This is a genomic window from Ciceribacter sp. L1K22 (assembly GCF_017599385.1).
Lineage (GTDB): Bacteria > Pseudomonadota > Alphaproteobacteria > Rhizobiales > Rhizobiaceae > Allorhizobium.
The window spans coordinates 3434279-3455103 of sequence record NZ_JAGFPK010000001.1 but is presented as its reverse complement, the minus strand read 5'-3'; the positions used below and the strand labels follow the sequence as shown (position 1 = coordinate 3455103).

19 protein-coding genes are annotated in these 20825 nt (G+C 58.9%); 6 read left to right on the top strand and 13 right to left on the bottom strand.

Translation table 11 applies throughout. The features are described 5' to 3' along the window. Positions 1-3 precede the first annotated feature (3 nt). The 3 genes from J5J09_RS17070 to J5J09_RS17060 all read right to left on the bottom strand — a co-directional run bounded on the left by J5J09_RS17070 (position 4) and on the right by J5J09_RS17060 (position 4523). Positions 4-1452: a PLP-dependent aminotransferase family protein gene (locus J5J09_RS17070; protein WP_208552601.1), complete on the bottom strand. Its 1449-nt coding sequence runs from the start codon at positions 1450-1452 to the stop codon at positions 4-6. Between the two features lie 174 nt (positions 1453-1626). Beyond that, the gene (locus J5J09_RS17065) at positions 1627-3030 is read right to left on the bottom strand and encodes an aspartate aminotransferase family protein (protein ID WP_208552599.1); all 1404 of its coding nucleotides are present in this window, start codon (positions 3028-3030) and stop codon (positions 1627-1629) included. A 14-nt stretch (positions 3031-3044) separates the two neighbouring features. After that, positions 3045-4523 carry an NAD-dependent succinate-semialdehyde dehydrogenase gene (locus J5J09_RS17060; protein ID WP_208552596.1) on the bottom strand — a complete coding sequence of 493 codons (1479 nt, stop codon included), beginning with the start codon at positions 4521-4523 and terminating at the stop codon, positions 3045-3047. A 122-nt stretch (positions 4524-4645) separates the two neighbouring features. Between J5J09_RS17060 and J5J09_RS17055 the strand changes: the two genes are divergently transcribed. From J5J09_RS17055 to J5J09_RS17045, 3 genes are all read left to right on the top strand, one after another. Continuing rightward, complete coding sequence (locus J5J09_RS17055) at positions 4646-5113, top strand: Lrp/AsnC family transcriptional regulator (protein WP_208552593.1); 468 nt, start codon at positions 4646-4648, stop codon at positions 5111-5113. 346 nt (positions 5114-5459) lie between these two features. Beyond that, positions 5460-6569, top strand: a complete 1110-nt coding sequence (locus tag J5J09_RS17050; protein WP_208552590.1) for a PAS domain-containing protein — start codon at positions 5460-5462, stop codon at positions 6567-6569. Positions 6570-6579: 10 nt separating this feature from the next. Further along, positions 6580-7005 carry a response regulator gene (locus tag J5J09_RS17045; RefSeq protein WP_208552588.1) on the top strand — a complete coding sequence of 142 codons (426 nt, stop codon included), beginning with the start codon at positions 6580-6582 and terminating at the stop codon, positions 7003-7005. Between the two features lie 97 nt (positions 7006-7102). On the opposite strand, the gene J5J09_RS17040 is transcribed toward J5J09_RS17045, so the two are convergent. From J5J09_RS17040 to J5J09_RS17020, 5 genes are all read right to left on the bottom strand, one after another. After that, positions 7103-8113 carry an ABC transporter permease gene (locus J5J09_RS17040; protein WP_208552587.1) on the bottom strand — a complete coding sequence of 337 codons (1011 nt, stop codon included), beginning with the start codon at positions 8111-8113 and terminating at the stop codon, positions 7103-7105. An 11-nt stretch (positions 8114-8124) separates the two neighbouring features. Then, a complete protein-coding gene (locus J5J09_RS17035; protein ID WP_208552586.1) occupies positions 8125-9630 on the bottom strand; it encodes a sugar ABC transporter ATP-binding protein in 1506 nt (501 codons plus the stop codon). A 69-nt stretch (positions 9631-9699) separates the two neighbouring features. Continuing rightward, positions 9700-10647, bottom strand: a complete 948-nt coding sequence (locus tag J5J09_RS17030; RefSeq protein WP_208552585.1) for a sugar-binding protein — start codon at positions 10645-10647, stop codon at positions 9700-9702. A gap of 126 nt (positions 10648-10773) precedes the next feature. Further along, positions 10774-11766, bottom strand: a complete 993-nt coding sequence (locus J5J09_RS17025; protein ID WP_208552584.1) for a sugar-binding protein — start codon at positions 11764-11766, stop codon at positions 10774-10776. Positions 11767-11808: 42 nt separating this feature from the next. Further along, complete coding sequence (locus J5J09_RS17020) at positions 11809-12789, bottom strand: NAD(P)-dependent oxidoreductase (RefSeq protein WP_208552583.1); 981 nt, start codon at positions 12787-12789, stop codon at positions 11809-11811. 147 nt (positions 12790-12936) lie between these two features. On the opposite strand from J5J09_RS17020, the gene J5J09_RS17015 reads away from it, so the two are divergent. Genes J5J09_RS17015 through J5J09_RS17005 form a run of 3 tightly spaced genes read left to right on the top strand, consistent with a single transcriptional unit; the run spans position 12937 to position 15733 of the window. Next, positions 12937-13677 (top strand): ATP-binding cassette domain-containing protein, encoded by a 741-nt coding sequence (locus tag J5J09_RS17015; protein ID WP_208552581.1) that lies wholly within the window; start codon positions 12937-12939, stop codon positions 13675-13677. 14 nt (positions 13678-13691) lie between these two features. Continuing rightward, the gene (locus tag J5J09_RS17010) at positions 13692-14681 is read left to right on the top strand and encodes an ABC transporter permease (RefSeq protein WP_208552579.1); all 990 of its coding nucleotides are present in this window, start codon (positions 13692-13694) and stop codon (positions 14679-14681) included. Between the two features lie 50 nt (positions 14682-14731). Continuing rightward, complete coding sequence (locus J5J09_RS17005) at positions 14732-15733, top strand: LacI family DNA-binding transcriptional regulator (RefSeq protein WP_246745865.1); 1002 nt, start codon at positions 14732-14734, stop codon at positions 15731-15733. A 145-nt stretch (positions 15734-15878) separates the two neighbouring features. Here the strand turns inward: J5J09_RS17005 and J5J09_RS17000 are convergent, their stop codons facing one another. The 5 genes from J5J09_RS17000 to J5J09_RS16980 form a co-directional block, all read right to left on the bottom strand. Then, positions 15879-16466 carry a DJ-1/PfpI family protein gene (locus J5J09_RS17000; protein WP_208552577.1) on the bottom strand — a complete coding sequence of 196 codons (588 nt, stop codon included), beginning with the start codon at positions 16464-16466 and terminating at the stop codon, positions 15879-15881. A gap of 63 nt (positions 16467-16529) precedes the next feature. Next, on the bottom strand, positions 16530-17498 hold the full coding sequence (locus tag J5J09_RS16995; RefSeq protein WP_208552575.1) for a substrate-binding domain-containing protein: 969 nt from the start codon (positions 17496-17498) through the stop codon (positions 16530-16532). Between the two features lie 30 nt (positions 17499-17528). Beyond that, positions 17529-18524: an ABC transporter permease gene (locus J5J09_RS16990; RefSeq protein WP_208552574.1), complete on the bottom strand. Its 996-nt coding sequence runs from the start codon at positions 18522-18524 to the stop codon at positions 17529-17531. Then, positions 18490-20082, bottom strand: a complete 1593-nt coding sequence (locus J5J09_RS16985; protein ID WP_208552572.1) for a sugar ABC transporter ATP-binding protein — start codon at positions 20080-20082, stop codon at positions 18490-18492. The genes J5J09_RS16990 and J5J09_RS16985 overlap by 35 nt, the downstream gene beginning before the upstream one ends. Further along, complete coding sequence (locus J5J09_RS16980) at positions 20079-20765, bottom strand: FCD domain-containing protein (protein ID WP_208552570.1); 687 nt, start codon at positions 20763-20765, stop codon at positions 20079-20081. The genes J5J09_RS16985 and J5J09_RS16980 overlap by 4 nt, the downstream gene beginning before the upstream one ends. Positions 20766-20825: the final 60 nt, after the last annotated feature.

Here is a 20825-nt window from a genome sequence, read left to right as displayed (position 1 = left end):
CCATTAACCAATAGAGCCTATGTCGTAGACTGGCGGCAACTGCTCGAATGCCTGGCGAACGGTCGTCAATGCCTTGACAAGGCTGGCATCATTAAGACGCCCGCCGAGGCAAATGCGGATGCCGCCGCCGTGGCCGGGTCCGGCGATGAAGGGCTCAGAGGGCGTAACTGCAACATTCTGGTTGGCGAGCGAACGAACAAGGCTCTCTTCGGTCCAGTGAGGGGGAACCCGAAGCCAGGCGCAAAGCGAGAGCGGATGGCTGGAGGCGACATGGCCTCCCAGGATATCCATCGCGACCTTCTGACGTTTTCGCGCTTCCACGCGCTGGATGCCCACCAACCGCTGAGCCACGCCGTTCTCGATCCAGCGCGTTGCGATCTCGCCGCTGAGATAGGTGCCGCTCCAGCTCGTGACGCGCAGAATGGAGGCCGCCCGGATGGAATAGGCGCGCGGCACGACCAGATAACCGACACGCAAACCCGTCAAGACGGCCTTGGTGAAGCTGGTGACGAAGAAGCCGAGATCGGGAATCATGTCCGTGATCGAAGGTAGATCCTCCTCGATCATCGGTCGATAGACTTCGTCCTCGACAACGAAAACACCATATCGTTCGGCGATCGCGGCGATCTCGCGCCGACGCTCCGCGCCCGCCACGTGGCCGGTCGGATTGTTCAGTGTCGGAATGAGCACCAACGCCCGCACGCCGCCTGCCGCACAGGCGGCAGACAACGCGTCCGGCACGATACCTTCATCGTCGGTGAGCAACCCCTTGAGGCTGAAACCAAGGACGTTGGAAAGACCGATGATGCCGTGATCGGTCAGATTTTCGCACAGGACGACGTCACCAGAACGTATGATGCAACTCAAGGCGAGGAAGATGCCGTGAGCCGCCCCGTTGGTGACAAGTATCCGTTCGGCATTGGCATCGACGTTCAGCGTTCGCAACCAGGTGCGGGCCGTTTCCCGATGCCGATCAAGACCCGCGATGGGACGGCAGGGCCTCATGAATTCCGCATTGTCACTATCTGAAAGTTCGCGAAGGACGTCGCGGGACGCACTTTCATGCGCGTCGAGATAGACACCGCGAATGATGGAAAGATCGAGCACCTCATTGGCGCTATGATCCAGCATCATGCGCCCGGCACGATCTGTCACGCGCGCCTTTACGAAGGTACCGCGACCGATCTCGCCGCTGAGATAGCCGAGACGTTCAGCCTCCTTGTAGGAAAGACTGACGGTTTGGACCGATAGCCCAAGATCGCGCGCCAGATCACGATGCGTCGGGAGACGGTCCATCGGCTTGAGAACACCCGCTTCGATATCCGCGATAAGGCGCTCCGTCAGCGCGGCATGCTTCGTCTCGCCCTTCTGCTTGGCAAGGACAGGCCGCCAAACCACTGGCTTGGCGACGGTAAGGATATCGCGGATCGGAGGATTGGCTTCGCGGCGCATGAAATTGTCCCATTCTACGGACGATAATTTCATGACATTATGCACGCTTCATATCAAAAGATGAAGCGATAAGCATCCTAAGCTGCAATTGCCTTACAAATAATCACAGCTACCGCTCTTCCACGGGGGTATGCCACTGCAGGGATCGGCATCCTCCGCCGGATTGGCACTGCGTCAGATGCTCTCCCCATCCCGCACCAATTCGTCCATGACGGAGCGAACGGCAGATTCGGCGATGGCGACGATCTCGTCGACTTCCTCCTTCGTCGTGACAAGGGGAGGGGCAAAGCCCAGGATGTCGCCATGGGGCATGGCTCTTGCAATCAAACCGCGGCTGCGGGCTGCCTTCGAGACGCGCGCGCCAACCGTCAACGAAGGGGCAAAACGCGTTTTCCTCTCACGGTCCGCGACGAACTCGATCGCGCCCATCAACCCGACGCCGCGAACCTCGCCGACGATGGGAAGCTGGGCAAACTTCTCCTTCAGTTGCGCCTGGAAATAAGCGCCGACCTCGCGGGCGTTGCCCGGGAGGTCTTCCTTTTCGACGATGTCGAGAACCGCATTCGCGGCCGCCGCGCCGATCGGATGACCGGAATATGTGTAGCCATGTGAAAAGGCGCCGACGCGTCCGGCGCCATCCTCCATGACCTTGTAGACCTTCTCGCCGACGATCGCGCCAGAGAGAGGGAAGTAGGCCGATGTCAGGCCCTTGGCCACAGTGATAAGGTCCGGCTCGATTCCATAGTGCTCCGATCCGAACATGGAGCCGGTGCGGCCGAAGCCGGTGATGACTTCATCGGCGATCAGAAGGATATCGTACTTCCGGAGAACTTTCTGGACTTCCTCCCAGTAACCCTCAGGCGGCGGCGTGATGCCACCGGTTCCCAGAACAGGTTCGGCGATAAATGCTCCGATAGTATCGGGGTCTTCACGCAGGATCAGCGCTTCAAGTTCGTCCGCGCGGCGTCTGGAGAATTCGAGTTCTGTCTCGCCCGCTTCGGCGCCCCAATAATGGTGCGGTGCGCCGGTATGAAGAATACCTGCTCGCGGCAGGTCCATGTGGTCGTGGTAAAAACTCATCCCGGTCATCGAGCCGGAGACGACACTGCAGCCGTGATAGCCGCGCTCGCGGGAGATGATCTTCTTCTTGTTCGGCTTGCCGCGAAGATTACTGTAGTACCAGACCAGCTTGGCCTGTGTCTCGTTCGCATCAGACCCAGACATGCCGTAGAAGACCTTGCTCATATTTCCGGGCGCCATCTTGACCAAGCGGTCCGACAGGATTGCAAGTTCATCCGTCGTATGGGCGGCGTATGAGTGGTAGTAGGCAAGACGATAGGCCTGTCGAGAGATGGCCTCCGCGACCTCGGTCCGGCCATATCCGACGTTGACGCAATAAAGGCCTGCAAAACCATCGATCAGTTGGTTGCCGTGGGCATCCTGAATCCGGATGCCCTTGCCCGTCTCGACGATGGTGGGATCACCGATCTTGCCGCTGGCGAAATCCTTGAGATTTGTGAAGGGATGCAGGACGGCGTTCCGGTCCATCTCGGCGATTTGGGTCAGATTGACGTTCATGAGAGAAAATCCTTTCAAGCAGCAAGATTGCCGAAGCAGACGTATTTTGCCTCGAGATATTCAAGGAGGCCGTGGCGCGAGCCTTCGCGACCGAGGCCAGATTGTTTCCAACCCCCGAAGGGTATCGGCGCGCCGGTGAATTTTGGCGTATTGACGGCGACCATGCCATATTCGAGCCTGTCCGTGAGGCGCATGGCTCGTCCTAGATCATTGGTATAGAGATAAGCCGCCAGGCCCATTTCGGTATCGTTTGCGCGAGCCAGAACCTCTCGCTCGTCCTCGAAGGGCAATATCGCCGCGACGGGACCAAACGTTTCCTCCCGTGCGATCAGCATGTCGTCGCTGACATCGGCCAGCACCGTCGGCATGACGAAATCGCCGCCCAAGGGACTGTCCTGGCCACCGCACACGAGGCGCGCTCCGGCCGACAGGGCCTGAGAAATCTGCTGCCGGCATTTTTCGGCAACAGAAGGGCGCGTCATCGGCCCGATGTCGACGCCAGGCTCAAGGCCATGACCGACTTTGAGTTCGGAAGTCGCCTTGGCGAAAGCGTCAACAAAACGCTCATAGAGTCCGCGCTGCACATAGATGCGGTTGGCCGCGAGGCAGTCCTGCCCCGACGTCGCGAACTTCGCACCGATGCAGCCTTTCACCGCTGACGTCAGGTCAGCATCGTCGAACAGAATGAAGGGCGCATGGCCGCCGAGTTCAAGCGAGGCTTTCTTGATCGTCGCGGCCGACTGGGTGAGCAGAAGTCGCCCCACCTCAGTCGAACCGGTAAAGGAGAATGCCCGGACCTCGGTATGTTCGAGCAGTCGTCGCGAGAGAGGGGCCGCTTCGCCAGTCAGGACCTGGAACACACCGGACGGCAAGCCTGCTTGCTCGGCAAGTTTTGCGAGCGCCAGTGCCGAAAGCGGTGTCTCAGGCGCAGGTTTGACGATCATCGTGCAGCCGGCGGCAAGTGCTGCACCGGCTTTTCGGGTGATCATAGCGGACGGAAAATTCCACGGCGTGATGGCAACAGTGACCCCCACCGGCTGCATCTGTACTGAGATACGGCCTTCTGGAAGATGGCTGGGAAGAGTTTCACCATAGGCTCGCTCGCCCTCGGCGGCGAACCAATCGAGAAAGTTCGCCGCATAGGATATCTCCCCCTCCGACTCCGCCAGCGGCTTTCCCTGTTCCGCGGTTATGATGACGGAGAGGTCTCGTGCATTGTCACGCATCAGAGTTGCCCAAGCACGCAGAATGGTGCCTCGTTCCACCGGCAGCATGTCTCGCCAGACCAGGAACGCCTGTCCCGCAGCATCGACTGCATCGTCCGCGTCCTCGAGTGAACAGGCCGCAACCTCGCCAAGCCATTCTTGCGTTGCCGGATCATTGACGCAGATCGTGTTGTCGCGCTCAATCCAGGTTCCATTGAGAAAGGCCCGGTGCTCGAGCAGATCTGGCCGCCGCAAGGATTTGAGCGCCGCGCTGGCGATACCGTTCATACGTCACTCCTCATTTCATTCAGTGAGCAGTCTAACGGCAGCAACCAATCATTTGACGGCATATGAAATCGAACCTATGCAGAAATCAGTCTTAAACTCTCTCTTTGACGCAGGATTTCTGCATGACCACCCTTGATCGAGCCGACCGGGCATTGCTTGATGCCGTCCAGAAGAACAATCGCCTCACGTCGGAAGAACTTGCTCGGCTGGTCAATCTCTCGCCAACCGCCTGCCAACGACGACTGAAGCGCTTGCGCGAGGAGGGGGTGATCGAAGCCGACGTCGCGATCGTGTCGCCCAAGGCCGTCGGACGCGGGATCACGATGATCGTTCTGGTGTCACTGGAGCGCGAACGCGCCGACATCGTTGATCGGTTCAAGGCAGCGATACGGAGCACGAAGGAAGTTATGATCGGCTACTATGTCACCGGCGACGCCGACTTCATCCTTGTGATCACGGCAAAGGACATGGAGGATTACGAAGCCTTCACTCGTCGGTTCTTCTATGAAAACCACGATATCAAGGGTTTCAAGACCATGGTTGTTATGGATCGCGTAAAGGCAGGTTTTTCCTTTCCCATCGGCGACTAGGGGGACACGACCTTGACTGGAGCATTAGCAAAGGCGTTGTCGCACTTGGAAATAGAATGTGCCCCCGTACACGTCATGATTTCATAATATGTATTATGGAACCATTTCGAGGTTCTCATGTGTCACCCACGGCAGCAGTGATCTCCAAACTACGGAGATCCGGCCGGAGCTGGCGCGGCTGGTCTTCATTGTGTGATAACCTGCATCCAACGTGCCCCGCGTTCCGCGACCCGAACACCCTTCTTCACTTGGTTTTAAGCACTACATGCGTTGACCAATAACCAGGAGCGACCGGGAACAAAGATTGACCTGGCCCATTCTTACGAAGCTGCATTTGGGGCAACAGATGGCTGAAAACAACACTTCCAGACGAGATGCTCGGACGGCCGGACAGCGGCTGGTGTCCAGTCACGCGTCTGAAGACCCGTTTGCAGCTGCCTTCAAGGCAACGCGAATGCCCATGTTGATCACCGACCCGCATCAGGCTGACAACCCCATCATCTTCTGCAACAGGGCCTTTTGCGATCTCACCGGTTACACCTCTGAGGAACTTGTCGGCGAAAACTGCCGGCTGTTGCAGGGACCGGAGACGGATCGGCGGGCCGTGGATACGCTTCGTGACGCGATCGCGGCGGAACGCGACATAGCGGTGGATATCCTCAACTACAGAAAAGACGGGTCAAAATTCTGGAATGCACTTTTCGTCAGCCCTGTTCGCGATGAGGCCGGCGATGTGATCTATTTCTTCGCGTCACAACTCGACTTCACCAACATAAAAAGCAAGGAGGCCGAGCTTGCGCGGGCACGCCACCTTGCTGAGGAGGAAGTGGCCTTGAGAACGGCGGCGCTATCGGAAGCGCTGAAGGCGAAGACAAGCCTTGTTCACGAGGTCGATCATCGCGTGAAAAACAATCTCCTCACGATCGCCTCCATCGTGAAGCTCCAGGCACGGATGACGCGCAGCGACGTAGTCGAGCGCACGCTCATGTCAGTCCTCAACAGGGTTGAAGCGCTGAGCACTGTTCAACGCAAGCTGCTCAATGACGAGGACGTTGGCCATTTCGACGTCGCGGATTTCGCCAAGACGCTGGTGATGGATGTCGTGGGGGCACTCAAGCGGACGGATATCGTAATGACCACGGATTTGCATGAAGTGGTGGTCCCCGCAACCAAGGCTTCTCCCCTCGCGCTGATTGTAAACGAGCTCATAGGAGACGCGGTTCGGCGAGGTTTGAGTGACGGCGGTGGCCAAATTCACGTGGAGGTCAGACGTCTCAATGGACACTTCCTGATACGCGTCGTTGACACCGTCACCCCCGTAAAGGTTGACGAGGAGGAGGACGCCTTCAGTCGGAAGATGCTTGAGGCCTGCGTAACACAGCTGAAGGCGACACTCGAACGCAAGGTGGAAGGACATTCCACGGATGTGCGTGTGACCCTGCTCGTCAAAGATTAAGGAAGAAACAGTGAGAGTCTTGATTATAGAGGACGAAATGCTGCTGGCGATGGAGCTCGAAAGCGAAATCGATGCGGCGGGTCACGACGTGGTGGGCATTGCAGCCGATAGCAAGAGTGCTCTGGAGATGATAAACTCCTCTACGCTCGATTTCGCCTTCGTCGACATCACGCTGCGCGACGGTCCCTCCGGCATAGATGTCGGTCGTCAGCTGTCCAAGCGCGGCATTCCCTACGTTTTCGTGTCCGGAAATCTGAAACGAATACCGGAGGATTTCGCCGGTGCATTGGGCGCCATCGAAAAGCCCTATACGATGAACGGCCTTAACAACGCCCTCGCCTTTATCGAAAGCTATGTGGGAGGCACCGCGGCCAACAGAGAGCCTCCGCCAAGCCTGGTTATGCCTCCGGACAGCTATACCGAGAATGGCGCGTAATTCCGCACGCAAAGAGCACGATGTAACCCTGCCAGCCTGGTTCATGCGCTTTGCCTGACGGGAGAACCCGGTCGAGCCCCATTCGTTAATCAAGGCATCAAGCGGATATGCCCGATGGTGCGGAACTGTTCTCCGTCAACGCCGACCGGGCAATCGCCTGGCGTCGTCTTTCGCGATAGGTTCGAAACTGGGTGTCAGCGATCACACCAAAAAGGATCACTGTCCCCATCACCGCGAAATTAAGGGATGATGGGATACCCAGCAGATTTACGAGGTTCTGCAGCATCTGCAGGAGAACCACACCCAGAACAACGCCAATAATCGAGCCCTCCCCGCCACGCAGTGAGAATCCACCGAGCACGGCGGCGGCTATGCCATAGAGTTCATAGAAGTTTCCATGCGAGGACGGCTGCACGGACTTCGTGTACATGGCGAAAAACACGGCGGAGACGCCGGTCAGGAACATGCAGAGCACATACGCGGTCACGATGACCCTTCTCGTGTTTATTCCGGAGTAGCGAGCCGCCTCTTCGTTCTTGCCCACTGCCAGGAGGTGGCGGCCGAACACGGTGCGATGCAGGAGCACCCAGGCGGCGACGGCGAATATGCCGAAGGCGATGACGGAATGCGGCACCCCGGCGCTGCGCCCGACAAACACATAGTCGAGCATAGGAAGGTCGGTTCCAAATGTGAACCCGGCGGTCCCATCCTTCGTGTAAAAGCGGGCAATGCCCCGATAGATGAGAAGCCCGCACAACGTGACGACGAAGGGTTGGAGCTTCAGCCGCGTGATGAGCCTGCCATGCAGAAGGCCGATGACGATCGACAACGCCAGCACGATGACAAGCGCGATCGGCCAAGGAACTCCATGCGACGCGATCAGATCGATGAAGATCACGCCGAGCAAGGCGATGACCGAGCCGATGGAAAGCTCAATCCCGGCCGTGACGATGACGAAGGCCTCGGCGATCGAGAAGAGACCAAAGAGGCCGATAAGGTTGGCGGTGTTTGCCAGATTGATCGGCGACAGAAACCTGGGATTGACGAGAGCGACGACCGCCCCGACGGTGATGACGAGCAGGCCGAGGCCGATGTCTTTCTTCTGCATCTGATGCCCCTTCATTCCACGGCTAGCTTGAGAATGGCTTCTTCGGAGAGGTTGTCGCGATCCAGTGTCCCGACGATCCTGCCACGGCACATGACCGCGACCCTGCTCGATATCCCGATGATTTCCTCCATGTCGGACGAGATCATCAAAATCGCGACGCCCTGCTCCGCGAGGTCGCGCATCAGCAGATAGACCTCGGCCTTGGCGCCGACATCGATCCCGCGCGTTGGCTCGTCGAGGATAACGAGACCAGGCTGCATCGCCAGCCACTTCGCAAGGACCACCTTCTGTTGATTGCCGCCGGATAGTTCTCCCGCCGGTCGGTCGAGACGACGCGCCTTGATCGACAGTCGCCTCCGGAACCCTTCAGCAAGTGCCTGCTCTTCCCGACGGTCGACGAAACCCCTTCGCGAAACGGCGAAGAGGTTCGGCATGACGATGTTTTCGGAGATCGAGAAGTCGAGGAAGAGCCCTTCGCCCTTCCGGTCCTCAGGAACAAGACAAATGCCAGCTCCGATGGCATCCGGAACCGATCCGGGCGCAACGGGTTTGTTGTTCACCTCGACAACACCCGCCTCTGGTGCCGCGATACCGAAGATAGTCCTTGCAAGCTCGGTTCTTCCGGCACCGATGAGGCCGGCGAGACCAACGATCTCCCCCGCCCGCACCACGAGATCAACCTCCGCCTCTGGATAGGTTCGGGTCCTCAAACCTTTTGCACAAAGCACGACAGGCCCCTTCTCCAGATTGGGTCGTTCGTAGAACTGCTTGATGTCGCGTCCGATCATCAGGCGAACCATCGCGTCCCTGTCGATGGCGTCACGAGGCAATTCCCCGGCATTTTTTCCGTCGCGAAGAGCAACGACCCGATCGGCAACCTGCTCCACCTCCGATAGGCGATGGGTGATGAAGAGGACGGCGACCCCATCGTCGCGAAGCCTGCGGACAACACCCAGCAGGCGTTGAGTTTCAGAAAGTGTAAGGCTCGACGTTGGCTCATCAAGAATGAGGAGCCGGACATTGATCGAAAGCGCCTTGGCGATCTCCAGCAATTGAAGATCGGCGAGCGACAGTTCGTCCACTGCTGTGGAGGGCGAGAACCGCGCGCCGAGCAGCTCGAGCAACGGTTGAACCCTGTGTTCCATGGCGCTCTGGTCGATGAGACCGAACGGGCGTTTACGTATCTCGCGACCAAGCAGAATATTGCCGGCAACGTCGAGATTGGTCAGCGGATTGAGTTCCTGGTGAACGAAAGCGATCCCGTAACCGGCAGCGTCCGCTGGCGTAAGCCCAGATAGCCTGCGGTCATCGATCACGATTTCCCCTTCGTCCGGGTTTATGGCACCACCCAGGACCTTCATCAGGGTGGACTTGCCAGCACCATTTTCTCCAATCAGCGCGACAACCTCGCCACCTTTTATCGAAAGGGAGACGGAGTTAAGCGCGACTACCCCCGGATAGATCTTGGTTATGCCGAGCAGGTCGAGCTTGATCGGCGTATCTGGTCGATGATCCATACGCACCCCCGTTTCACAGAAGCGACCTGCGTGGCTTTGCGTCCACGCAGGCCCGGACTTTACACGGGGTCAGCCGCCGACACGTTCCTTCAGCTGCTTTTCGAACGCATCGACGTTCGCCTTGTCGATAACCTGCGTCGGGACGATGATCAGACCATCGGCCGGTATCTGGGACTTGTCGCCCTTGAGGTAGGCCGCCATCAGTTTCATCCCCTGATAGCCCCACTGATAAGGGTCCTGCACGACTGTCCCGGCAAACGATCCCTCGCGGACGGCGCCGAGAGTGATCGGGTCCTCGTCGAAGGCTATCACCGTAATCGCGCCGAGCTTGCCGGCGGCCTGCAACGCCTCGTAGATCTTTGGCGGATTGTACGAGTAGAAACCGACCATGCAGTCGATCTCCGGGTTGGCCGCAAGCACGTCATCGACATTCGAGCGGGCGCGGGCAAAATCGACATCGTCGCCGCGGACATCGACGAGTTCGATGCCCTTGCCTTCAACGGCCTTGCGGAAGCCGTCGATCCGCTCCTTGGCGTTATCCGCCCCGAGGAAACCGACGAAGCCCATGCATTTCCCACCATTGGGCAGGGCCTTGACGGCGATTTCACCGGCCTGGACCCCCGCCAATGTATTCGAGGAGCCAAGATAGGCGATGCGTTTTGACTGAGGTGCGTCGCTGTCGGTGGTGAAGAGCGGCACCTGTGCGGCGATCCGGTTGAACGCGTCAACCGAACTCTTCGGATCGACGGACGAGATCATGATGGCATCGGTGCCCGCCGCAACGAGATCGTCCATCAGCGCGTTCTGGAGCGCTGCCGTGCCTTGCGCCGGATACCGGAACTGCAGATCGAAATCAGGAAGCTCCGCCTGCGCCGCTTTGACGCCTGCCTCCGCAAGCTTCCAGAAATCGGATGCCGCGTTGACGACGAACGCGAGTGCCTGTTTTTCCTGAGCCAGGACTGGTGTGGTGGCCATGGCCATGATGGCCGCGAGGGCCGTGATTGAAAGTCGTTTCATATGTTCCTCCCGCAGCCCTCTCCTCAGGGCCGCCATTGTTTCAAGGAACACCCGGAGACCGTCTCGGCCATCCGGATGACGCTACTGATTGGGACGGGGAAGAGGGTCGGTTCTCCCCCGCATCCGTTAATTGTCCTTGCAGAAGCCCGGATCTTCCGTGTTGCAGACGTCGAGGCCGGTAAACAACGGGTCCTCAACGCTCTCCCCATTGATCAACTGGATCATCACGTCGGGCGCTTTGTAGCCCATTTCGAACGGACGCTGACCGACCTGAGCGTGACTGCGTCCTTCGCGGAAGGCCTGGGTCTGGGGCGGCAGCGTGTCGCCGGCGACGATGATCAGATCCTTCGACTTCAACTTGTCCATCACCTGGTCGGTGACCTGGGTGTAGGCCTGTGGGGCGAACTGGGCCCAGCCACCGACGAGAATGAAGGCATCGAGATCGGGGTTGGCAGTAAAGACGTCGGACATCTGCTGGTTTGCGAGGTCGGCCTGGTCATTCGTGTAGACCGGGCAACCCTCGATTTCCGTCCAACCGTTCTGGCCCGTCAGACGTTCGATATCCTTGGCGCCCGCGATCGTGTCGCGAAAGCCCTGTGCACGGGCATTGATGTTGGCGGCCGCCACGTTGCCGAGCTGCAGGCAGACCGAGCCGCCCTCCGCCTTGAGCTTCTTGGCCTCCTCAGCCATCTTCACGCCCATCAGATAGTTGTCAGTCCCGAGATACGTCTTGCGGAGATCGTGGTCCTTCTCCAGGAAGTCCGCGTCAACGGTCATGACCGGTACGGTCGGGGCGATTTCGCGTATCCGGTTGGCCATCGCCGGAGCGTTCGATGGCGATATCGCAATCGCAGCAACGCCGCGGGTAAGAAGATCGTCAACGATCTGAACCTCGCCAGCCTCATCGGCTGACGAGGCTGGACCGGTATAGAGGCATTCGTATTCGCTGTCCGGATTTTCGGACAGCCATTTCTTGCAGCCAAGATTGATCTGCTCGAAGAACGGGTTGTCGAGTCCCTTGACGACGATGGCAAGGGTCTTCTTCTCCTGCGCGATCGTCTCGCCGGCCAGAAGCATGAGAACCGGTAGTGCAGTGAATGCCAAATATTTGAATTTCATTGCCTTTTTCCTCCTCCAAGTCTCCGGCGAAAGCCCTCCTGCTCAGCCGGGATACCAAACGATGCGCGGATCATCCTCGGCGCGTCGATAACTCCATGCCCGATCAACAAGGCCTGCGAGGTCGATCTCGGGTTCCCAACCGAGCACCTTGCGAGCCTTGGAGTTGTCGAGCCAGTTGCTGTGAAACGGGGTGTCGATTTCGGATGGCACTAACCCTCCGGCCCGACGGACAAGCTCCGCCGCCGTGCCGTAGTCGACAGGTTCGTTCATGGCGATATTGAAAAGCTGGCCGAAGGCGCTTTCGTTGTCGATGCTCGTCAGGATCGCGCGAACCAGATCGTCGACGTGAATGAAATTGCGACGGAGAGGCCGCCCCTCCGCGTCCCGCATTGTCGGAAAAGCTCGCCGGTCTCGCATCTGTGCGAGCTGCCGAGCGCCGACCAGGCTTTCCCACGGCGGGCCTCCGAATTGGGCATCGGAGAGATCGAACGCATATCGGAAATCATCCTTCTCCATGATCCAGGGCGCCCGAAGCGTGGTCCAGTTGAGCCCGTACTGGATACCGAATTGCTCGAGCATCACCTCTTCCAGGACCTTCGTGAGAGCGTAGCTGCCCTCATAAGCTCGGCGAGGCGACTGCTCGGTAATAGGATCGGCATATTTCTGGAAGATGTGACCGACGACACAGTCGCCACTCAACAGGATGAACTGCCTGGCATCAGCGATCCGTCGAAAACGTTCGAGCAGTAGAAAAAGCCCCTTCAGCGCCACATCGATCACATGATCCGGGCTCTCCTTCACCGCGGCAAGGTGGAGAACATGCGTGACCCCTTCCAGAGCCCGCGAAACGACCTGAGGATCGGCAATCGATCCCTGCACAACCGACAATCTTTCAGAAGGCTCCACGAGACGGTTGTGGCAGAGCGCCACCATTTCCCAGTTCGAAAATCGCTGCTCGGTGAGGAATGCGGGCAGGAAGGCCTGGCCCACCTTTCCGGAAGCACCGGTCACAAGCAGCTTCATTTCTTCCTCCCTAAACATTCATCATTGAAGCAATTAATATTTAGTAATAATATTAAGTCAAGACGCGATTAATAGGATTGGGCCGCTCTGGTGAAAGACGGACGCCACAAATTGCGTCTGCTCGGGAGGAAAAACGGGAGGTGCGCGGTGACGCGATTAAGACTTAATGGAATTTCAAAGCATTATGGCGCCATACAAGCCCTTCAGGGGGTGTCTCTTTCGATCGAAGCCGGAGAGGTTCTCGGTCTGATGGGAGACAATGGAGCCGGAAAGAGCACGCTCGTGAAGATCATCGCCGGCAATTTTCCCCCGTCTGCGGGCGAACTACGGATCGATGACCGACCAGTCGTGTTTCACAATCCACGCGACGCGCAGCGGGAAGGGATAGAGGTCGTCTACCAGGACCTGGCGCTCTGTAACAACCTGACCGCGGCATCCAATGTTTTCCTCGGCCGCGAACCCGTGAAGCGGATCGGTCCGTTCGGCTATGTTAATTACGCGCACATGAACCGGGTCGCCGGAGAGCTCTTCCGCCGCCTGAAGTCGGAGACGCGACCCCGCGATCTCGTCCGCCGCATGTCGGGAGGTCAAAGACAGGCGGTGGCGATCGCCCGGACGCTGCTTTCCGAACCGAAGATCGTGATGATGGACGAGCCAACGGCTGCGATATCGGTGCGGCAGGTGGCAGAGGTCCTCGATGTCATTCGTCGTCTGAGAGACCACGGCATCAGCGTCATCTTGATCAGCCACCGCATGCCCGATGTCTTTGGCGTCTCTGACAGGATCGCCGTTCTTCGACGTGGCGAACTGGTGGCCAACAAGAAGGCCGATCAATCGTCACCTGAAGAAGTCACCGGTCTCATTACCGGCGCGATCGAAACAGCGTGAGGGAGGAAAACCCGATGACCACACTCGACGATGTCATTTCACGAACAGAACACAAAAACTGGTTGTCACGGATCGCAGGCCTACAGTCGTTCTGGGTCTTTATCGCTGCCGTGGCCGCCTGCATTGCGCTTAGTCTGCTTACCGATTCCTTCGCGAGCGAAAGAAATCTGTTCAACGTCGCGCGAAACTTCGCTTTTGTGGCGATCATCGCCATCGGCATGACGGCGGTGATCGCCTCTGGCGGCATCGACCTATCCGTCGGATCGAGCGTGGTGTTAAGCGCAATGATCATCAGCATTACCATGGCCGCCGGCGCGCCCTTCTGGCTGGCAGCACCCCTGGCACTGGGTGCCGCGCTCCTCGTTGGCCTGCTGAACGGACTGCTCGTCGCCTATGCGGGCATGCCACCGTTTGTCGTGACGCTCGGAACCTTGTCGGCTGCACGCTCTTTGGCCATGGTCCTCTCCGACAACAAGATGATCTGGGACTTCGGACCCGATCATGATCTCCTGCTTTGGGCCGGCGGCGGATCTACGCTCGGAATTCCCCATCCCCTGTTCGTGCTTGCGGCACTGACGGTGGTGATGTCGTGCGCCTTCAAGTGGACACGCTGGGGACAGCATCTCTTCGCCATCGGCGGCAACGAGAACGCGGCCCTGCTGACGGGAATACCGGTGCGGCAAATGAAAGTCAGCATCTACATGTTCTCCGCCTTCACTGCTGGGCTTGCGGGAATTCTGATGGCAGGCTGGCTGGGCAGCGTGACGACCAACCTCGGTCAGTCGATGGAGTTGACGGTGATTGCGGCGGCTGTCATCGGTGGCGCAAACCTCGCCGGCGGCGAAGGCAATGCGCTCGGTGCCGTGATCGGAGCATTGTTGATAGAGGTCATTCGCAACTCCCTGATCCTGCTCGGCATCTCGACATTCTGGCAAGGAATGTTCATAGGTACCTTCATTGTGGTCGCCGTCGCATTCGATCGCGTCCGGCACTTCAGATCCTGAAGGGCCGGAGCGTAGCGCCGGAAATCATGGTGCTCGCCAGGGAGAATGCCTTGAAACCAACAATGATGGATGTTGCCGCGCTGGCGCGCGTATCGCAGGCGACCGTCTCTCTCATTCTCAATGGCAGCTCGGGGGCCCGCTTCAGCGAAGCGACCAGGAAGCGGGTTCTTGATGCCGCGCAGGAGCTCGGCTACCGCCTGTCCAACAGATCGGCAGCGTCTCCGGCAAACTCCGGCACCAAGGTCATCGTCTTCGTCGTAGACGAGTTGACGACAGACCCGTGGATGTCGATGGCCTTTGAAGGCGCGCGCGAAAAGGCGCTGGAACTCGGCATCATGGTCACTCTCGGGGTCTTCCGGAAGGACGAGGACCCTGAGGGAGGCATCTTCTCCGTTTGCGAAAGTCAGTCCCTGCTCGGGTATATCTTCGGGACTATTCTGACGCGGAAAATCGATCCGCCCGAACCTCTTTTCAAGGTTCCCTCCGTGCTGGTCAATTGCTACGATCAGGAGCGGCGTCTTCCCTCGATCATCCCTGGAGACGTTGCGGGAGGAAGAGCCGCAGCGGAACGATTGATCGCCTCCGGCTGCCGGCGCATCGCGCTGATCAACGGTCAGGAAGGTCTAGACAATCCACGCGACCGGCTGCGCGGCTACAAGCAGGCGCTAGCCAGCAACGACCTTGCTTACGATCCGGAACTCGTTCACTACGGCAACTGGGAGCCTTCGTCGGGCTACGAAAAGACGCATGCATTGATGAAGTTGCCGAACCCGCCGGACGGCATTTTCTGCGCCAACGACCTGATGGCGCTTGGCTGCATCGAGGCGCTCAAGGAGCTGGGCAAATCGATCCCGACCGACGTCGCGGTCGTGGGCTTCGACAATCGCGACATAGCCCAGTTCACTATGCCGCCACTGACAACCTTCCATCTTCCGATGTTCGAGATGGGATCGATGGCCGTCGAAATGCTGGCAGACATTGCCGGCGGCCTGAACAGCTCGCATGATCAGCTGAAAGTCGAGTGCCGGCTTGTCGAACGCCAGTCGGCATGAATTCGAATATCGGGCCGTGAAAAGTTATTCCGAGCAGGATAGCTCCGGAGTCTGCGGCTCTAGACGGCACATGGATCGCCAACGTTCCCGGATAGAAAATGCCCCCACGTGGACACATGGGGGCATATGCAACTGGAAGATCGCCTCAGGTGTGCGTTATCTTCGTGCCCAGAACGTTCAGGCACTCGCGCATGAAGGCGGCAAGCCCTGTCCAACCCTTGGCAGAAACCATGTTCCCGTCGACATAGGCTTCGGTCGGTTTCACATCGATATAGACCCCGCCAACCGCCGTCACTTCCGGCTCGCAGGCGCCGAGGCCGGCGACTTTCTTGCCCTTAAGCACGCCCGGCACCGCCATAAGTATCTGCACACCGTGGCAGATGGTAAAAATCGGTTTGCCGGTGTCATGGAAGTGACGAACCATGTCTTGAATGCGCTTGTCGGTTCGGATGTATTCCGGGCCACGCCCACCGGCCGCGTAAACGGCATCGTATTCCTCGACGCGCACCTCTGAAAACGTCTTGTTGATATCGGCATAGTGGCCAAGCTTTTCAGTGTAGGTCTGATCGCCCTCGAAATCATGCAGTGACGTCTTTATCCGGTCCCCCGCCTTCTTGTCAGGGCAAACGACGTGAACGGTATGTCCGACCGCCTCCATCCCCTGCTGAAATACGTAGATTTCATATTCTTCGGTGAATTCGCCGGTCAGCATGAGGATCTTCTTGCCGCTCATGTCACATCTCCTATGGTCTTGAACTGGATGCGGCGCCCGGCCAGGACCGGGCGCCATTTGAAATCAAAAGGGGGAGTCCGGGAAGTAGAACTGGTCGGCATTTTCAGGCGTGATCAGCGGAGCACCAAGCAGGAAGGATCCCCGCATGGGCGCCTGCCCCGCGAACTGCGCCGCCGTCATGTAGACTGCAGACTTGATCATTGATGGCGGATAGGGTGTGGAAACGGGCGTGCGCTCGTTTCCTTCCTTCACCATCTCGATAACCTGTTTCATCCCGTTTCCGCCGAGCGCATACTTGATGTCTGTCCGGCCCGCATTGTCGACCGCCTCAAGAACGCCGAGCAACATGTCATCGTCGTTCGCCCACACCGCGTCGATCTTCGGATACTTGGCGAGATAGTCCTGCATCAGGCTGAAAGCCTCGTCCTGATTCCAGTTGGCATACTGGATATCGAGAATTTTGATGTTGGACTTTGCGATGACGTCCGAAAAGCCCTTGATACGCTCGTCGTCGATGACCGTCGGGATGCCACGCAACACGACGATCTCACCCTCGCCTCCAAGCTTGTCGACGAGCCAGTGAGCAGTGTTGGCGCCCACGGCGATGTTATCGCCGGCTACATAGAGATCCTGCACGCTCGGATCCGTGAGGCCACGGTCCACCACTGAAATGAAGGTGCCGTTCTGCTTGATCTGCTCGACGGGGCCTGTGAGTTCCTCCGATGTGAACGGAAGAATGACAAGTGCATCGAGCTTGCGGCTCGCCGCGAGATCCTCGAGCGCGGAAACCTGGGCGGGCGCGGACGACGCGGTCGAAAGAACGACATCGATGTTCGGATAGGCCGCCTCGACTTCCTTCTCCGCCTGCTCTGCGTGATAGACGACGCCACCCGTCCATCCGTGCGTTGCTGCCGGTATGGATACAGCGATCGTGACATTCCTGTCCTGAGCCGAGGCGCCTCCCAACGCAACGGTCAAGACCATGACGGTCGTGGACATCAAAAGTCCTGTTTTCTGGATAATCGACTTCATTTTCTCCTCCTTTTGAAGTCTGTGCTGTTTTCAGCGGTTGGCAGTGAAACGGTGCGCCAGCATGGCGATGATGATGATTGCGCCTTGGACGGCGGCTACCAGGTATTCCGAGACCATGTCCGACAGGACCATGACATTGGCGATGACCTCGAGAATCAGTGCGCCGGCAATCGTCCCCCCGATGCGACCGCGTCCGCCGCGCAAAAGAGTGCCGCCGATCACCACGGCAGTGATCACCTGAAGTTCCCAAAGCTGACCTGTCGTGGGGGTAGCGGCGCCAAGGCGTGGCACATAGCAGATCGCGGCGATCGCGACGCAAAATCCCTGAATGACGTAGGCCATGGTGCGCACGGCAGCGACGTTGACACCTGAGAACCGCGCAACCTCGACATTGGACCCTGTCGATGTCAGACGTCGGCCATACTTGGTCTTGTAGAGAAGAAAGGCGCCCGCCAAGACAACGACGAAGGTGATGAGCACCGGATAAGGAATCCCGAACACGCTCCCGAAATACACCGGCCGGTACGCTTCCCGCAGTCCGCGGTCGATAGGCAGGGAGCCGCCATCCGTCATGAAGGTGATGAAGGCGCGGAAGATGCCCATGGTCCCTAGCGTGACGATGAAAGGCTCGATCCGACCGAGGGTGACGATCAGACCGTTGAACAGACCGCACAGGCAACCGACGACAATGGCGACGCCTGCGCCCATCGGAATTGCCAGGTTCCCGAAACTGGGCGCCAGATAGTTCATCGTCATGATCATGATGCCGGTGACGAATGCCATCATCGAGCCGACGGAAAGATCGAGGCCGCCGGAGGAGATCACAAATGTTGCGCCGACGGCGATGATCGCAATGAAGGCACTGCGCGTGATCACGTTGATCAGGTTCGCCGATGCGATAAAATTGGAATTCACCAGAGCGCCGAACAGCACGATCAACGCTAGCGCTATAAAAGGCGCGAGATCAGCCCATCGAATTCGTGGTCCCTCGTCAACCGTCGCGGCGGCGATTGTCGCTGTGTTCATGTCTGTCCTCCTCAACATGCGCCAATCCGCCCGTGGTCGCGGCGTAGACGACGTTCTCCTCATTGATCTCGTCACCGATAAGCTCGGCAACGATCCTCCCTGCGCGCATCACGAGAACCCTGTCGGCAAGACCGACGAGTTCCTGCATTTCAGACGAGATGACGATGCAGGCCTTCCCGGCACGCACCATCGCGTCGATGAAGTCGTAGATCTGGCTCTTGTTTCCGATGTCGATGCCACGCGTCGGCTCATCGATGATGACGACCGACGGATCGGCCATCATCACCTTGGCCAGGAGCAGTTTCTGCTGGTTTCCTCCCGACAGCTTCCCTGCTTCCAGCGACAATGAGCGAACACGGATGTCGTAGCCGTCCACTGCGGCCTGAAGTCGTGCGAGCTCGCCCTTCCGATCGAGGTAGGGGCTCGGATTCACCTCATCCAGCGCCTGCAAGGTCAGATTGGCCGCGAGCTTTTCGTCAAGCAGCAACCCTTTGCCCTTACGGTCCTCGGTAAGGTAGACGAGGCCGGATTTCATAAGACTTTGCACGGACCTGTCACCGACGGCCGCGCCGTTGAGCTCGACGCTGGCGGCCGTTGACGGGCGAAGGCCCATCAGTCCCTCCATCAGTTCTGTACGACCGGCGCCGATCATGCCGCCGATGCCGAGGACTTCCCCGGGGCGGACACTGAACGAGCAGGTCTCCGAACCGTGATCGACGGCAAGGTCGCTGACAGCAAGGATAGGCTCCGCTGTCGGCACCGGCCGCTTGTGCGGATAGAGCATTTCAAGCTTTCGACCGACCATGAGCTCGGCCATTTCGCGCTGCCCAAGATCAACTGCCGGCCAGGTACCGACCATTTGCCCGTCACGGAGCACCGTGATCCGGTCGGCGAGTGCCTGAACCTCGTCGAGGCGATGGGAGATATAGAGAACGGCAACGCCGTGTGCTCGAAGGCTTCGCACGATATCGAGAAGCGCCGTGACCTCGTCATTTGCCAAAACGGCCGTCGGCTCGTCAAGGATGATGATCTTGTGGTCGTTCAGAAGCGCGCGGGCGATTTGCACCAGCTGCCGCTGCGCCAGCGGCAGGTCGCCGACCCGGTCACGCGGCCTGGCGACGGAGCCCACCCGGGAAAGCAATTCGGCGGTCCGGGCATTCATCGCCCGATCGTTCACCATCAGCCCAGTCCCGAGCTCCCGACCGAGAAACAGATTTTGCGTGACGGTCAGATCAGGGGCAAGGAGGATTTCCTGGTGGACGAGGACGACCCCCGCCTCCTCAGCTTCCACGGCATTGCGAAAAGACACCGGCGCGCCTGCCATCAGAAGCCGTCCCGCAGTCGGCTGGACATGGCCCGACAGGAGTTTCATCAGCGTGGACTTGCCCGCGCCGTTTTCACCAATGATCGCATGCACTTCCCCGGCGCGGACGTCCAGGGTGACATCCGTCAGGACGGTGATCGGCCCATAGGTCTTTCCGATAGCCTCAGCTCTCAACGCGACCGCGAGAGGAGCGAGCGGCTGACCGGCGACGTTTCTCGAGAGAGCCGCGTTCATTCGAAGGCCGAAAGCAGTCGATCGCGAGAACGTTCGATATGGATACGCATGGCGTCGAATGCCGCCTGCGGATCCCTCGCACGAAATGCCGCGAGCAGATTTTCATGTTCCTCCAGCGCCTCCTGCGTGACGCGCGTATGGAACATGAGACGGAAGATATGAAGGTGAACGTGCTGGTTGGACAGCACGCTGCGGATCACTTCGTTTCCACCGATCTTGAGAATGGCATCGTGAAACTGCGCATCGGCACGGGCAAAGCGCGAATAACGCGTGTTGCGATCGACCGGCGCTTCGCCGTTGCCCATGTCCGCAGCCGAAGTTTCGAGCCGCTCGAGCGCCTCGGGCGTCATGTTGACGGCCGCAAGGCGCGCACCTTCCGGCTCCACCAGAAGACGAAAGGCATAGAGGTCCTCGAATTGCTTCCGGGTCCAAAGCGGTGCGGCGCTGTAGCCGATAAGGTGCTCCTTGCGCACCAGACCTTCGCGCTCTAACCGGCTCAACGCCTCGCGAACCGGCGTTTGCGACACAGTGAGTTCGCGAGCCAGCACATCGATCGGAATCCGCGCACCGGGCGCGATCTCCAGCGACATCAGGCGGTGGTAGATGCTGTCGTAAACTCCGTCGACGACGCTGCTGGGTCGCGCAATCGCCGACCTGCCTTCCCGTTCAACCGCAATCACCACGTTCGTATTCTCCCGAAACAGCGCCTTGACAGAGATGCATTCCTTGCAAATAAGATATCG